At 71.7% G+C, this 15,067-nt stretch carries 10 protein-coding genes and 2 riboswitches; of the genes, 9 read left to right on the plus strand and 1 reads right to left on the minus strand.

Annotated elements, in window-relative coordinates:
* The 5 genes from E2C05_RS09880 to E2C05_RS09900 all read left to right on the plus strand — a co-directional run.
* Positions 1-3,197 (plus strand): beta strand repeat-containing protein (locus tag E2C05_RS09880; protein WP_133219455.1); only part of this gene is annotated, 3,197 nt, incomplete at its 5' end.
* Positions 3,198-3,254: 57 nt separating this feature from the next.
* Positions 3,255-3,367: riboswitch (glycine riboswitch) on the plus strand.
* Positions 3,368-3,469, plus strand: a riboswitch (glycine riboswitch). It begins immediately after the preceding riboswitch.
* Between the two features lie 42 nt (positions 3,470-3,511).
* Positions 3,512-4,618 (plus strand): glycine cleavage system aminomethyltransferase GcvT, encoded by a 1,107-nt coding sequence (gene gcvT / locus E2C05_RS09885; RefSeq protein WP_133219456.1) that lies wholly within the window; start codon positions 3,512-3,514, stop codon positions 4,616-4,618.
* Between the two features lie 30 nt (positions 4,619-4,648).
* Positions 4,649-5,026, plus strand: coding sequence for a glycine cleavage system protein GcvH (gcvH, locus tag E2C05_RS09890; RefSeq protein ID WP_133219457.1), 378 nt, complete (start codon positions 4,649-4,651; stop codon positions 5,024-5,026).
* On the plus strand, positions 5,023-7,917 hold the full coding sequence (gene gcvP / locus E2C05_RS09895) for an aminomethyl-transferring glycine dehydrogenase (RefSeq protein WP_133219458.1): 2,895 nt from the start codon (positions 5,023-5,025) through the stop codon (positions 7,915-7,917). The genes gcvH and gcvP overlap by 4 nt, the downstream gene beginning before the upstream one ends.
* On the plus strand, positions 7,914-8,510 hold the full coding sequence (locus tag E2C05_RS09900) for an NUDIX hydrolase (protein WP_133219459.1): 597 nt from the start codon (positions 7,914-7,916) through the stop codon (positions 8,508-8,510). The genes gcvP and E2C05_RS09900 overlap by 4 nt, the downstream gene beginning before the upstream one ends.
* Positions 8,511-8,630: 120 nt before the next feature.
* Here E2C05_RS09900 and E2C05_RS09905 read toward each other — a convergent pair whose 3' ends face one another.
* Positions 8,631-10,274: a flavin-containing monooxygenase gene (locus tag E2C05_RS09905; RefSeq protein ID WP_133219460.1), complete on the minus strand. Its 1,644-nt coding sequence runs from the start codon at positions 10,272-10,274 to the stop codon at positions 8,631-8,633.
* A gap of 203 nt (positions 10,275-10,477) precedes the next feature.
* Here E2C05_RS09905 and E2C05_RS09910 point away from each other — a divergent pair, with 203 nt between their 5' ends.
* The 4 genes from E2C05_RS09910 (at position 10,478) to E2C05_RS09925 (ending at position 15,030) form a co-directional block, all read left to right on the plus strand.
* Positions 10,478-12,637, plus strand: coding sequence for an acetate--CoA ligase family protein (locus E2C05_RS09910; RefSeq protein WP_133219461.1), 2,160 nt, complete (start codon positions 10,478-10,480; stop codon positions 12,635-12,637).
* An 89-nt stretch (positions 12,638-12,726) separates the two neighbouring features.
* Positions 12,727-13,824: a zinc-binding dehydrogenase gene (locus E2C05_RS09915; RefSeq protein ID WP_205082774.1), complete on the plus strand. Its 1,098-nt coding sequence runs from the start codon at positions 12,727-12,729 to the stop codon at positions 13,822-13,824.
* Positions 13,811-14,095, plus strand: a complete 285-nt coding sequence (locus E2C05_RS09920) for a DUF6166 domain-containing protein (RefSeq protein WP_133219463.1) — start codon at positions 13,811-13,813, stop codon at positions 14,093-14,095. The genes E2C05_RS09915 and E2C05_RS09920 overlap by 14 nt, the downstream gene beginning before the upstream one ends.
* Positions 14,096-14,310: 215 nt before the next feature.
* Positions 14,311-15,030: a GntR family transcriptional regulator gene (locus E2C05_RS09925; protein ID WP_133219464.1), complete on the plus strand. Its 720-nt coding sequence runs from the start codon at positions 14,311-14,313 to the stop codon at positions 15,028-15,030.
* Positions 15,031-15,067: the final 37 nt, after the last annotated feature.

The following is a 15,067-nucleotide window of genomic DNA, read 5'->3' on the forward strand; positions in this document are numbered from 1 at the left end:
CGGTCAGCGGCACGGCGGCGGCCCTCGCCACCCTGACCGGCACAGGCAATGCCTATGCCGTCACCATCACCGACACCCCGACCATCGCCGAGCTCACGGCCATCGACGCCGCGACCACCGGCAGCCTGACCTACACGGCCGTGTCCGACACGGCGGCGAACCTGACGGCCGGTGGCGCGGCGACCTACCTGGCCGGCAAGGACGTGACCGTGCAGGGCACGGCGACGGTTGCCGAGCTGAATGCCATTGACGCCCTGACCAGCGGCGTGGTGACGGCCAGCATCAGCGGCACGGCGGCGACCTTGGCCGGGCTGACCGGCACGGGCAACGCCTACACGGTCACCATCACCGACACCCCGACCATCGCCCAGCTCACGGCCATCGACGCGGCGACCACGGGCACGCTGACCTACGCGTCGGTCTCGGATACGGCGGCGAACCTGGCGGCGGGCGGCGCGGCGACCTACCTGGCCGGCAAGCCGGTGACCATCACCGATACAGCCACCGTCACCCAGGCCAACAGCATCGACGCGGCGACCACGGGCGTGGTCACCGGCGCGGTCAGCGGCACGGCGGCGGCCCTCGCCACCCTGACCGGCACGGGCAACGCCTATGCCGTCACCATCACCGACACCCCGACCATCGTCCAGCTGACAGCCATCGACGCGGCGACCACGGGCACGCTGACCTACGCGTCGGTGTCCGACACGGCGGCCAACCTGGCGGCGGGTGGCGCGGCGACCTACCTGGCCGGCAAGCCGGTGACCATCACCGACACGGCTACCGTCACCCAGGCCAACAGCATCGACGCGGCGACCACGGGCGTGGTCACCGGCGCGGTCAGCGGCACGGCGGCGGCCCTCGCCACCCTGACCGGCACAGGCAATGCCTATGCCGTCACCATCACCGACACCCCGACCATCGCCGAGCTCACGGCCATCGACGCCGCGACCACCGGGACCATCGGGTACAGCGCGGTCGCGGACACCGTCGGCAACCTTCTCGCCGGCCCGGCTGCCGGGTACCTGGCGGGCAAGGCCATCAGCGTGCTCGGGACGCCGACGGTCACCGAGTTGAATGCGATCGATGCGCTGACCTCCGGTGTCGTGACGGCCGGCCTCAGCGGCACGGTGACGGAGCTTCTCGGCCTGACGGGCAGCGGCAATGCCTATGCCCTGACGGTGACCGATGCGGCGACGGTGGCCGAGCTGAACCAGCTGGACGCCCTGACCACCGGGGTCGTCACGGCCAGCATCGCCGGCACGGCGGCCACGCTCGCGGCGCTGACCGGCAGCGGCAATGCCTATGGCATCACGGTCACCGACATCCCGACCGTGGCGCAGCTGCAGGTGATCGCGGCGCGGACCACGTTGGCCCTCGACTATGCCTCGGTCGCCGATACGGCCGCCAGCCTGGCCGCGGATGCGGCCACCAATGGCGGCGCCGGCACCTTCGTCACCGGCAAGGATGTTGCGATCTCCGGCGCGGCAACCATCGCCCAGCTCGCCGCGATCGATGCCGCGACGACCGGGACGCTGACCTATGCCGCCGTGACGGACACGGTGGCGAATCTCGCGGCGGATGAGGGCACCTACACCGCGGGCAAGCTGGTGACCGTCACCTTCGCTGCCGCCAGCTCGCCGGTCTTCGCCAGCCTCACCAGCGGCCAGGTCTTCGGCGATGGCGGCGGTGCCACCATCCTCGGCTTCAACAACCTGCTCGGCTCCGGCTTCGCCGATTTCCTGGAAGGCGATGCCGATGCCAACCTGCTGAGCGGCAGCGGCGGCAACGATACGCTGCAGGGTGCCGGCGGCAGCGATACGCTGACCGGCGGCCTCGGCCTCGACCGTTTCGTGGTCGGTGCCGGCGCGTCCAGCGTCACCGACCTGGGGCTGGGCGGCAACGATACGCTGATCGTCCAGGCCGGCGGCAGCGCGTCCGCCACGCTGGCCGCGAATTGGACGGCAACCGTCGCCAGCAGCAATGCCGGCACCGGCACCGTCCTGGCCAACGGCTTCTGGGCCAACCTGACGAATGCCACCGGCGGCCAGGGCTGGACCCTGACCAATGCCGCCAGCGCGACCGGCGTCGCGCTGACCGGCTCGGCCTTCGGCGACGTGCTGGTGGGTGGCACCGCCGGCGATACGCTGAATGGCGGCGCCGGCAACGATACCCTGTCGGGCGGCACCGGGGCGGACCGCTTCGTGATCGGCGCCGGGCTGGACGTGATCGGCGATCTTGGCCTGGGCGGCAACGACACGGTCGTCGTCTCCGCCAGCGGGTCGGTGACCGCCAGCCTGGCGGCGAACTGGACGGCGACCGCCGCCACCAGCAATGCCGGCACGGCCAGCATCAGCGCGCTGGGCTACCGCGTGAACCTGGCGGCGGCGGGCGGCGGCACCGGGTGGACCGTGTCCAATGCCGGCACTGGCACGGCGACCGCCCTGACCGGCTCCGCCTTCGCCGATACGCTCATCGGCGGCAGCGGCAACGATACGCTGGTCGGCGGGCCGGGCAATGACAGCCTGATGGGCGGCCTGGGCCTCGATCGCTTCGCCATCACCTCGGGTGCCAACACCATCGGCGATCTCGCCCTGGGTGGCAGCGACACGGTGGTGGTGTCGGCCGGTGCCAGCGTGGCCGCGACGCTGGCAGCGAACTGGACGGCGAGCGCGGCCACCAGCAATGCCGGCACCGCGAGCATCACCGCGGCCGGGTTCAAGGTGAACCTCGGGGCCGCCACCGGCGGCACGGGCTGGACCGTGAGCAATGCCGGCAACGCCACGAACACGACCTTCACCGGGACGAGCTTCGCCGATACGCTGATCGGCGGCACGGGCAACGATCTCCTGATCGGCGGCGCCGGCGCCGACAGCCTGACGGGCGGCCTGGGCGGTGATATCTTCCGCTTCACCGCGGTCGGCCACAGCCCTGCCGGTGCGGGCCGCGACGTGATCACCGATTTCAGCGCCGCGGCGGGCGACCGCATCGACCTGGCGCAGATCGATGCCAACACCCTGGTGGATGGCAACCAGGCCTTCGCCTGGCTCGGCTCCGCCGCCTTCTCCAACGTCGCGGGACAGCTCCGCTTCGCCGGCGGCGTGCTGGAAGGGGATGTGGATGGCGACGGCGCGGCGGATCTCCAGATCCAGCTGGCCGGCGTCGCCAGCCTCACCGCCGGGGCGATCTTCCTCTGACCCCGGCGGCCGCGATGGACTTCGGGGGTGGTTTGGCGTATCTCCCCCGCCACCCGCAGATCCCGCGCGGGAGAGAGGAGTCGGCCCCCGGCGCAGGCAAGGGGCGCGACTTCCGCCGAAGGCGCAACCGGCCCCCGGAAACGCTCAGGCAGAAGGGCCGCGTGGGGGAGGGACCTCTGGAAAGCCCGCGGCCGCAAGGCTTCGGCACCGACGGAGTAAGGCCCTGAAGCCAGGGGGCCGAATCTCTCAGGTCACGGGACAGAGGGGGGCCACGGACTAGCAACCATTGCCGCGCATTGGCGGCTGGGGGACCCGTGGCCGATTCCGATTCGCTTCTCGAGACGCCCCTGGCGGGGCTGCACCGGGCGCTGGGCGCCCGCATGGTGCCCTTCGCGGGCTATGCCATGCCCGTGCAGTACCCCGCCGGCATCATGGCCGAGCACCTGCAGTGCCGCAGCGGCGCCGCGCTCTTCGACGTGTCCCATATGGGCCAGGCGGAGATCCTGGGCGAGGGCGCCGCGGCGGCGCTGGAGCAGCTGACCCCGGCCGACCTGCAGGGCCTGAAGCCGCACCGCCAGCGCTACGCCCTGCTGACCACCATGGCCGGCGGCATCTTCGACGACTGCATGGTCGCCAATCTCGGCGACCGGCTGTTCCTGGTGGTGAATGCCAGCCGGAAGGCGGAGGATTTCGCCCTGGTCGAGGCGGCGCTGCCGCCCGGCCTCCGGCTCAACATCCTGGCCGACCGGGCCCTGCTGGCGCTGCAGGGCCCGGCGGCGGAGGCGGCCATTGCCCCCCTGGCGCCCGGCCTCGCCGCGCTCTCCTTCATGGGGGTGGCGCGGGCGGAGATCGGCGGGATCCCCGTGCTGGCGTCCCGGTCCGGCTACACCGGGGAGGATGGCTACGAGATCAGCGTCGCCGCCGACCGGGCGGAGGCGCTGGCGCGGCTGCTGCTGGCCCAGCCCGGCGTGCAGCCGGCCGGCCTGGGCGCCCGGGATTCGCTGCGGCTGGAAGCCGGGCTCTGCCTCTATGGCAACGACATCGACGAGACGACCAGCCCGGTCGAGGCGGCGCTGACCTGGTCCATCGGCAAGCGGCGGCGGATGGAATGGAATTTCCCGGGCGCCGAGCGGGTGCGGGAGGAACTGGCGAACGGCCCCGCGCGCCTGCGCGTGGGCCTGAAGCCGGAGGGACGGCAGCCCGCCCGCGCCCATACCCCGATCCAGGCCGCCGACGGCACGCCGGTCGGCGAGGTGACCTCCGGCGGCTTCGGCCCTTCCGTCAACGGCCCCGTCGCCATGGGCTATGTCGCCCGCGCCCAGGCCGGGGACGGCACGCCGTTGGGATTGCTGGTGCGCGGCAAGCCGCTGGCCGCCCGCGTCGCCCCGACCCCCTTCGTCCCGAATCGCTACAAGCGCTGACGCGCCGCACCCCTTCAGGAGAGCCCCGAGATGCCCGAGCTGAGGTTCACCAAGGATCATGAATGGGTCCGCCAGGACGGCGATGCCGCCACCATCGGCATCACCGACCATGCGCAGAATGCGCTGGGCGACGTGGTGTTCGTCGACCTGCCCGAGGTGGGGCGGGAGGTCGCGGCGGGCGAGGCCTGCGCCGTGGTGGAGAGCGTGAAGGCGGCGTCCGACGTCTATGCGCCGATCGCCGGCCGAGTGGTGGAGGTGAACACCGCGCTCGCCGAGAACCCGGCCCTGATCAACAGCGCCCCGACCGGCGAGGGCTGGTTCTTCAAGATCGAGCCGAAGGACGCCGGCGAGATCGCGGCGATGATGGATGCCGAGGCCTATGCCGCCTTCGTGGAGAGCCAGGCATGAGCATCCTGGCCGAACTCGAAGCCCTGGAGGATCGCGGCGAATTCGCCCGCCGGCATATCGGGCCGGGGCCGGACGACATCACGGCCATGCTGCAGGTGGTGGGCGCCGAGAGCCTGGAGGCGCTGGCCGGCCGCACCGTGCCGGCCGCGATCGCGGGCGCCGACCTGTCCGCCCTGCCGCCGCCGGCGACCGAGGCCGAGGCGATCGCCGAATTGCGGGCGCTGTCCGAGCGGAACCGGCGCGTCAAGTCGCTGATCGGCCTTGGCTACAACGGGACGCATGTGCCGCCGGTGATCCTGCGCAACGTGCTGGAGAATCCGGGCTGGTACACCGCCTACACGCCCTACCAGGCGGAGATCGCCCAGGGGCGGCTGGAAGCCCTGGTGAATTTCCAGACCATGGTCGCCGACCTCACCGGCCTGCCGGTGGCCAATGCGTCCCTGCTGGACGAGGCGACGGCGGCGGCCGAGGCGGTGGCGCTGGCGCATGCCGCGCACAAGGGCAAGGGCGACACGCTGCTGGTGGCGGCCGACCTGCATCCGCAGACGCTGGCCGTGGTGCGGGTGCGGGCGGAACCCGTCGGCATCAAGGTCCTGGTCGCGCCGCCGGCCGAGATCGTGGCGCGCGCCAACGCTGAAAAACCCTTCGCGGTGCTGCTGCAATACCCCGGAACCACCGGGGAGGTGCGCGACCTGACGGCGGAGATCGCCGCGGTGCATGCGGCCGGCGGCCTGGCCATCGTCGCGGCCGACCCGCTGTCCCTGACGCTGCTGACGCCACCCGGCGAGATGGGCGCCGATGTCGTTGTCGGGTCCACCCAGCGCTTCGGCGTGCCCCTGGGCTATGGCGGGCCGCATGCCGCCTACATGGCGGTGAAGGATGCGCATAAGCGGCTGCTGCCGGGGCGGCTGGTCGGCGTCTCGATCGACGCCGCCGGCAACCCCGCCATGCGCCTCGCCCTGCAGACGCGGGAGCAGCATATCCGCCGCGAGAAGGCGACGAGCAACATCTGCACGGCGCAGGTGCTGCTGGCCGTCATGGCCGGCATGTACGCCGTGTGGCATGGGCCGGAGGGGCTGAAGCGCATCGCCCGGCGGGTGGCGCTGCAGGCGCGGCTGCTGGGCGCGGCGGCGCGGCGCGGCGGCTTCGCGCTGCGCCACGGCGGCTTCTTCGACACCATCGCGATCGAGGCGGGCGAGCGCGCCGAGGCGCTGATGCAGGGCGCGCTGGCGCGCGGCTTCAACCTGCGGCGCGAGGGCGACCTGGTCTGCATCGCGCTGGACGAGACGGTGACGCGGGACGACCTCGCCGCGCTCGCCGACCTGCTCGGCGGCGGCGACCTGGCCGGGCTGTCGCCCGAAGGCGGCCTGCCCGCGGCGCTCGCGCGCCGCAGCGGCTTCTGCACCGCCGAGGTCTTCAACAGCCACCATTCCGAGCACGCGATGCTCCGCTACCTCAAGCGGCTGGAGGAGAAGGACGTCGCGCTGAACCGCAGCATGATCCCGCTGGGGTCCTGCACGATGAAGCTGAACGCCACGGCGGAGATGATCCCCGTGACCTTCCCGGGTTTTTCCGACATTCATCCCTTCGCCCCGGCGGACCAGGCAGAGGGGTATCTCGAACTGATCCGGCGGCTCGAATCCTGGCTTTGCGCCGTCACCGGCTTCGCCGCCGTGTCCCTGCAGCCGAATGCCGGCAGCCAGGGCGAATATGCCGGGCTGCTGGCGATCCGCGCGTATCATCGGGCGCGGGGCGATGCGCAGCGCGATGTCTGCCTGATCCCGTCCAGCGCGCATGGCACCAACCCGGCCAGCGCGGTGATGGCCGGGATGAAGGTGGTGGTGGTCGGCTGCGACCGCGACGGCAATGTGGACCTGGCCGACCTGAAGGCGAAGGCCGGGCAGCATGCCGACCGCCTGGCGGCGCTGATGGTCACCTACCCCAGCACGCACGGCGTGTTCGAGGAGGAGATCCGCGCCATCTGCGACCTCGTGCATGCGCATGGCGGCCAGGTCTACATGGACGGCGCCAACATGAATGCGCAGGTCGGCCTGACCTCGCCGGCCGCCATCGGCGCCGATGTCTGCCACCTGAACCTGCACAAGACCTTCTGCATCCCGCATGGCGGCGGCGGCCCGGGCGTCGGCCCGATCGGCGTCGCGGCGCATCTGGCGCCGCACCTGCCGAACCACCCGCTGCTGGCGGAGGCGGGGCCGGCGACGGGCTATGGCCCGGTCTCGGCCGCGCCCTTCGGCAGCGCGGCCATCCTGCCCATCTCCTACGCCTATATCCGCATGATGAGCGCGGAAGGGCTGACGCGGGCGACCGCCGTGGCGATCCTCAGCGCCAACTACATGGCGAAGCGGCTGGAGGCGCATTACCCCGTGCTGTACCGCGGCAAGCGCGGCATGGTGGCGCATGAATGCATCCTGGACTGCCGCGGCTTCCAGCAGGGCGGCGGCGTGCTGGTGGAGGACATCGCCAAGCGGCTGCAGGACTATGGCTACCATGCCCCGACCATGTCCTGGCCGGTGGCGGGCACGCTGATGGTGGAGCCGACCGAGTCCGAGCCGAAGGAGGAACTGGACCGCTTCTGCGACGCCATGATCGCCATCCGCGCCGAGATCCGGGCGGTGGAGCAGGGGCGGGCGGACAAGGCGGACAACCCGCTGAAGAACGCGCCGCACACCGCGGCCGAGGTGATGGCCGACGATTGGCGCCACGCCTACACGCGGGAGGAGGCGGCCTTCCCGCTGCCCTTCGTCCGGGCGCACAAGTACTGGCCACCGGTGAAGCGCGTGGACAATGTCCATGGCGACCGCAACCTGGTCTGCACCTGCGCGCCGCTGGAGGCCTATGCCGAGCGGATGCAGCTGCAGGCGGCGGAGTGAGCGGCGCCAAGGGCTGGACCCTGGACCCGGTGCCGGAGGAGGCGCGGCCCTGGCGGGTCGTCTCCTCCCGCGCTGTGGTGCGCAACCGGTTCCTGAACCTGGATGCCGAGGCGGTGGCGACGCGCCGCGGCGCCGTCCTCGACCCCTATTGGGTGATGGACTACCCCGACTGGGTGCTGGCTATCACGCTCACCGCCGATGACCAGCTGGTGCTGGTGCGGCAATGGCGGGAAGCGGCGAAGGCCTGGTCGCTGGAGCCGCCGGGCGGCGTGATGGATGCCGAGGATGGCGATCCCTGCGTGACCGCGGCGCGCGAGTTGCGGGAGGAGACGGGGTTCGCGGCGACGCGGCTGCGCCTGGTCGGCAGCCTGTGGTCGGACCCGGCGCACAACACGAACCGCATCCATGTGGTGCTTGCCGAGGATGCGGCGGAGGCCGGGGTGCCTGAGCACGAGGCCGGCGAGGAGATGCAGACGGTGCTGCTGCCGGTGGCGGAGGTGCTGGAGGGCATTCCGCGCGGCCTGGTCACCCATGCCGCGCATCTCGGCCCGCTTCTGCTGGCGCTGCGCGCGGCGGGAAGGATCGCGTTCTGACGTGAGGTCGCCAAGGGCCTTTTCGGCCCTTGGCGGATCGGCGGCGCTGCCGCCGATGCGAGGGGAGGGCGGGGCCCTCCCCAACGGCGCTGCGGCAGGGCAGGGCCCGCGGCGACGGCGCTACTCGGCCGCGGCGGCCACCCGCGCCGGCGTGAACGCGAAGCCGGTGTATCCGCCGGCGGCGATCTCGTCGCACTTCTCCCGGTACACGCCGACGCCGCCGATATAGGGCATGAAGACGCGCGGCTTGCCCGGGATGTTGGCGCCCATGTACCAGGACGCGGCGGAGGGATAGAGCGTGCGGTTCGCCACCTCCTCCCCGTGCCTGACCCAGTCTTCCTGCGCCGTGTCGGTCGCCTCGACGCAGGTCCGGCCGCGCGCCTGCATGTCGCCGAGCAGGCCGGCGATCCAGTCCACATGCTGCTCGATGGACACGATCATGTTCGACAGCACGGAGGGGCTGCCGGGCCCGGTGATGGTGAGGAGGTTGGGGAAGCCCGCGACCATCAGGCCGAGATAGCTGCGCGGCCCGTGCTCCCATTCGGCCGAGAGGCGGCGACCGCCGCGGCCCTCGAAGTCGATCTTCAGCAGCGCGCCGGTCATGGCGTCGAAGCCGGTGGCGAAGACGATGGCGTCGAACTCCAGGCTCTCGGCGCTGGTGCGGATGCCGGTCGCGGTGATCGTCTCGATCGGCGTCTGCCGCAGATTGACCAGGCGGACATTCGGCCGGTTGTAGGTCTCGTAGTAATGCGTATCCACGCAGATGCGCTTGGTGCCGATCGGGTGATCCTTCGGCGCCAGCGCCTCGGCCGTCGCGGGGTCCTTGACCGTCGCGCGGATCTTGTTCCGGACGAATTCGGCGGCGGTGTCGTTGGCCGTCTTGTTCAGGATCAGGTCGCTGAAGGCGCCCATGAAGGCGGTGCCGCCATTGGTCCAGCGCCGCTCATATTCCGCGTTGCGCTCCTCCTCCGAAACTTCGAGCGCCGAGAGCGGGTTGAGCGCGTAGAGGATGCCGGTGCGCATCATGCGCGCCTGCTGCCGCTTCTCGCGGTAGTCCCGCTTCCACCAGCCCTCGTACTCCGCATCCATCGGCGCGTTGCGGGACGGGATGGAGAAGTTGGGCGTGCGCTGAAAAACGGTGACCTGCGCCGCCTCCGCGGCGATGACGGGAATGGCCTGGATGGCGGAGGAGCCGGTGCCGATGACGGCCACCCGCTTCCCGGCGAAATCCACCCTGCGATGCGGCCAGAAGCCGGTGTGGTAGGTCTCGCCGGTGTAGTCGCGGATGCCCGGGATGTCCGGCAGGCGGGCGGCGGACAGGCACCCCGTCGCCATGACGCAGAAGCGGGCGGAGACGACCTGGCCCTTGTCGGTGGTGATGGTCCAGCGCGAAGCGGCCTCGTCGAAGCGGGCGCTGGCCACGCGGGTCTCGAAATGGATGTCGCGGCGCAGGTCGAAGCGGTCGGCGACATGGTTGGCGTAGCGCAGGATCTCCGGCTGGGCGGCGAAGCGCTCGGACCACTGCCATTCCTGCTGCAGCGCCTCGTCGAAGGAGAAGCTGTACTGCATGCTCTCCACGTCGCAGCGGGCGCCGGGGTAGCGGTTCCAGTACCAGGTGCCGCCGACGCCATCCGCCCCTTCCAGGATGCGGGCGGACAGGCCGAGCCCGCGCAGGCGATGCAGCATGTACATCCCGCCGAAGCCGGCGCCGACGATGATGACGTCCAGGCTGGCGGGCAGCGGCTTGGTCTCGCTCTCGGACATTCCTCGCTCCAGGGCGTATTTCGATCGCTAGCTATCTATATCGGGTCATGCGGTGGGGGTCTGTCAACCATGGAGACGGTCGGGCGACCGTCCCCCGTCCCATGGCGGCTGCCGGTGCCGCGGCGGCAGGACCGGCGCCGGGTTGACCCCCCGATGCCCCGGATTACCCTTCGCGGCGAAGACGACACTGGGGGAGGAACAGCGTGCAGCAGCCAGTCGAGGCCCGGACTCCGTCCGGCGGGGCGGGACCGGAAGCGCTGCGCGACCCGGCGACGCTCCGTCGCCTGCTCTCCCCCCGCAGCGTCGCGGTCATCGGCGTCTCGGCCGAGGCGACGCGCTTCGGCGGCCGCACCGTGACGAACCTGGTGAACTTCGACGGACCGGTCTGGGGCGTGAACCCGAAATATGCCGGGCAGCAATTGCATGGCCGCCCCTGCCTGGCGAGCCTGGAGGAGATCCCGGACAGCCCCGACTGCGTGCTGATCGCCCTGCCGCGGGAGCAACTCATGCCGGCGTTGGAGGCCTGCATCCGCAAGGGCGCCGGCGGCATCATCGCCTTCGCGTCCGGCTATGGCGAGACCGGGCTGCCGGAGCGGGTGGCCGAGGAAGAGGCGCTGCGGGCCCGCTGCCGCGAGGCGGGGCTGCCGCTGCTGGGCGTGAACTGCCTGGGCATGGTGGACCATGTGCGGAAGGCCGGCGTCACCTTCATGCCGGAATATGTGCGCATGACGGCGCCCGCGGGCGGCGTCGCCATCACCAGCCAGTCCGGCGCGCTGGGCTATGCGCTGATGCAGGCGGCGGAGCGCGGCTTCTCCGTCTGCCACATGACCACGGCGGGGAATGCGACCGACCTCGATGTCTGCGACCTCGCGGCCTACCAGCTTTCCATGCCGGAATGCCGCGCGGTCGCCCTGGCGGTGGAAGGCCTGCGCGACGGCAGGCGGCTGCTGCTGCTGGGGGAGGCGGCGCGCAAGGCCGGCAAGCCCATCGTCGCGCTGAAGCTCGGCCGCGGCGATGCCGGGGCGGCGGCGGCGGCATCCCATACCGGGTCGCTGGCCGGCAGCGCGCTGGCCTGGTCCGCCGCCTTCCGCCGCGCCGGCATGGTGGAGGTGGAGGATTTCGACGCCCTGCTGGAGACGGCGGGACTCTTCGCCAAGGCGCCGCAGCCGAAGGCGAAGGGCGTCGCCATCATCACGCCTTCCGGCGGCGCCGGCATCATGGCGGCCGACCATGCGGAGGCGCTGGGCCTCGACATGCCGCAGCCGCTGCCCGAGACGGAGAAGGTCCTTCGCGCCGCCATCCCGGATTTCGGCGCGCCGCGCAACCCCTGCGACCTGACGGCGCAGGTGGCGAGCAACCCGGCCAGCTACGATGCCTGCATGGAGGCCATGCTGTCGGACCCGCAATATGGCTGCGCGGTGATCCCGCAGGTCTATTCCCACCATGCGACGACCGTAGGCCGCATGGAATCGCTGCGGCCCTATGCAGCGAAATTCGGCAAGCCGCTGCTGATCGCCTGGATCCCGGAACAGCTGGAAGGCCCGGGCGCGGTGCATGCCGACAGCGTGCCGGAGCTGATCCTGTTCCGCTCCATGCGGCGGCTGATGCGGGCGGTGCAGCTCTGGCAGGAATTCTACGCACGGGAGGAACAGGGCGCGCCGGAGCGTCCCGCGGGCCTAGGGGACGCGCTGGCGGCCCTGTCCGGCCAGGGCGCGGTGCTGACCGAGACGGCGGCGAAGGCGCTGTTCGCCCGCGTCGGCGTGCCGGTGACGGAGGAGCGGCGCGCCGCGACGGCCGATGCGGCGGCGGACCAGGCGGCGGCGCTGGGCTTCCCGGTGGTCCTCAAGCTCGACAGCCCGGACATCGCCCACAAGACCGAAGTGGGCGGGGTGAAGCTGCACCTCGGCGATGCCGCGGCCGTACGCGCGGCCTTCGCCGAGATCGTCGCCGGCGCGCGGCGGCATGCGCCAGAGGCACGGGTCGATGGCGTGCTGGTGCAGCCCATGGCGCGCAAGGGTGTCGAGCTGATCCTGGGCGGGCGGCGGGACGGGCAGTTCGGCCCCATGGTCCTGGTCGGGACCGGCGGCGTGCAGGCGGAATTGTGGAAGGACGTGGCGCTGGACATTGCGCCGGTGACGCCGGCACGGGCGGAGCAGATGCTGCGCAGCCTGAAGGGCTTTCCGCTGCTGGACGGATTCCGCGGCGCGCCGAAGGCGGACATCGCGGCGGTGGCCCGCGCCGTCTCGGCCTTCTCCGTCCTGCTGGCGGAGGCGGGCGACCGGATCGAGGAGGCGGAGGCGAACCCGCTGATCGCTGGCGAGTGGGGCTGCCTCGCCGTGGACGGGCTGGTGAAGTGCTCCTGAAGGACTCCCAGGCATGAAGGGGGGAGCGGGGGCTATTCCCCCGCTTCTGGTGTGAGCGAATGGACCAGGGTCTTGCATGCCGCGCGGCGGTGTTGCGCGAGGTCGGCCGCCCCATGGCGATCGAGCGGGTGCAGGTCGGCCCCGTCGCCGCCGGCGACGTGCTGGTGCGCGTCCGCGCCGCCTCGCTCTGCCACACGGATCTGGAGGTGATCGAGGGCCAGCTGGCCTGCCGCCTGCCGGCGGTGCTGGGGCATGAGGTCGCGGGCGAGGTGGCGGCACTCGGCGATGGCGTGACGTCCCTGTCGGTCGGCGATCCGGTGGTGCTGTCCTGGAACCCGCATTGCGGCCACTGCTTCCAGTGCGCGCGGGCGCAGCCGATCCTGTGCGAGCGCTACCTGGCGAATGGTCCGCGATCCATGCATTTCGACGGCACGCCACGGTTGCAGTGCGACGATGGCGGCACGCTGCACCAGCTGATGTATCTCGGCGGCTTCAGCGAATACACGGTCGTGCCGGCGCAGCAGGCGGTGCGCGTGCCGCGGGCAATCCCGCCGGACCATGCCTGCCTGCTGGGCTGCGCGGTGATGACGGGCTTCGGTGCGGCCACCCATATTGCCGATATCGACTGGGGCGCGACGGTGATGGTGATCGGCGCCGGCGCGGTCGGCCTGGCGGCCATCCAGGGCGCGCGGCTGGCCGGTGCGGGGCGGATCATCGCCGTGGATCCGAACCCGGCGCGGCGGGCGATGGCGGAACGCGCCGGCGCCGCCACGCTGTGCGATCCGCGCGCCGAGGATCCCGCGGCCCTGGCGAAATCCCTGACGGCGGGCCGCGGCGCCGATGTGGTGATCGAGGCCGCCGGCGTGCCCCCGGCGTTCCGTGCCAGTGTCGAGGCGACGCGGCCGGGCGGGCAGGTGGTCTGGCTCGGCAAGGTCGGGGTGAACGAGGATGTCGCCTTCCGCTGGGGCGCGCTGATGCAGGAAAAGCGCATCACCCGCAGCAGCTATGGCGGGGCACGGCCGGCGGAGGATTTCCCGGCCATGGCGCAGGCCTGGATCGACGGCCGGCTGGATCTGGACAGCCTGATCACGGCACGCATTTCGCTTGAGCAGATCAACGAGGGCTTCGCGGCGCTGAAGCGCGGCGACGCCGTCCGGTCGGTGGTGGTGTTCGATGAAGGTGTATGAGGGCGGGCGTGGCCTCGCCGGCGCGCAGGTGACGGTGGACGGCGCACCGCTGGACCCGCGCTTCGACGTGAAGCGCTTCTCGCCAATGGGATTCGAATGGACCTATGAGGGCGACGGGCCGCGGCAATTGGCGCTCGCCTTGCTGTGCGACCACCTCGGCGACCCGCAACGTGCGCTGGCGCTGACCGAGGACTTCATGCGCCGCGTCGTCGCCGACCTAGACAATGCATGGCTGCTGACGAGTGAGGAGATCGAGGCGGCGATCGCGTGACCTGAACAGCGAACGGGTCGCATCGGCCGGCCGTATGGGTGCAGAACACCCGCCGGACCCCGCCAAAGCGACCCGTCACCAACCCTCCCCAAACTCGGCTCTTTTCTGTGTGCGCGAGTGATATATCTCTCGCGTCCCAGAGAGTGACCCAGTCCTGGCCAACCTGTCAATGGACGGTGGTTGGCTGAGTTGAACTTACCCGCCAAGGCTGCACCATGCCCCGACCTTCGTCGCCGCGCCGCCGCGCCGGCCCCACCTTGCGCGGGCGCCGGGCACCGCCCGAAGCCCAGGCGACGCTGACCGAACAGGCCTATCGCGCCATCGAGGAAGCCATCGTCACGCTGGCCGTCCCGCCGGGCGAGGTGGTGAGCGAGGCGCAGCTGTCCCAGCGCCTGGGCTTCGGCCGCACGCCGGTGCGGGAAGCGCTGCAACGCCTGGCGCGGGAGAGGCTGGTGCGCATCCTGCCGCGGCGCGGCATCGTCGTCTCGGCCGTGGATGTCGGGGAACAGCTTCGCCTGCTGGAGGTGCGGCGCGAGATCGAACGGCTGATCGCCCGCACCGCCGCACGGCGCGCCGATGAGGCGCAGCGGACGCGCTTCCGCGAGATCGCCGCGGGGATGGAAGCGGTGGCGGATTCGCGCGACGCGACGCAGTTCCTGCGGCTCGACCGGGCCCTGAACCTGCTGGTGCTGGAGGCCGCTCGGAACGAGTTCGCCGCTGCCGCCATGGCGCTGATGCACGGCCTGTCGCGCCGCTTCTGGTTCATCCACGGGCGCGGGCCGGCCGGGCTTCCGGCCGCGGCGGCCGAGCATGCGGCGCTGGCCCGCGCCGTCGCGGCGGGGGACGCGAATGCGGCCGCGGCGGCATCCGACGCGCTGCTGGACTACATCGAGGCCTTCACCCGCGCGACGCTGGAGGCCGGGCGGCCGAGTTGACCGCCGCGCCGGCGGGCTGATATATCAGTTCCATACC

The organism is Paracraurococcus ruber, from assembly GCF_004353985.1.
In the GTDB taxonomy this organism is placed as follows: Bacteria; Pseudomonadota; Alphaproteobacteria; order Acetobacterales; family Acetobacteraceae; genus Paracraurococcus; species Paracraurococcus ruber.

Excerpts from the sequence above, each read along its gene's own strand:
- gcvH (WP_133219457.1), top strand. The coding sequence starts at position 4,649 with ATGCCCGAGCTGAGGTTCACCAAGGATCATGAATGGGTCCGCCAGGAC.
- gcvP (WP_133219458.1), top strand. The coding sequence starts at position 5,023 with ATGAGCATCCTGGCCGAACTCGAAGCCCTGGAGGATCGCGGCGAATTC.
- E2C05_RS09905 (WP_133219460.1), bottom strand. The coding sequence starts at position 10,274 with ATGTCCGAGAGCGAGACCAAGCCGCTGCCCGCCAGCCTGGACGTCATC.
- E2C05_RS09920 (WP_133219463.1), top strand. The coding sequence starts at position 13,811 with ATGAAGGTGTATGAGGGCGGGCGTGGCCTCGCCGGCGCGCAGGTGACG.
- E2C05_RS09925 (WP_133219464.1), top strand. The coding sequence starts at position 14,311 with ATGCCCCGACCTTCGTCGCCGCGCCGCCGCGCCGGCCCCACCTTGCGC.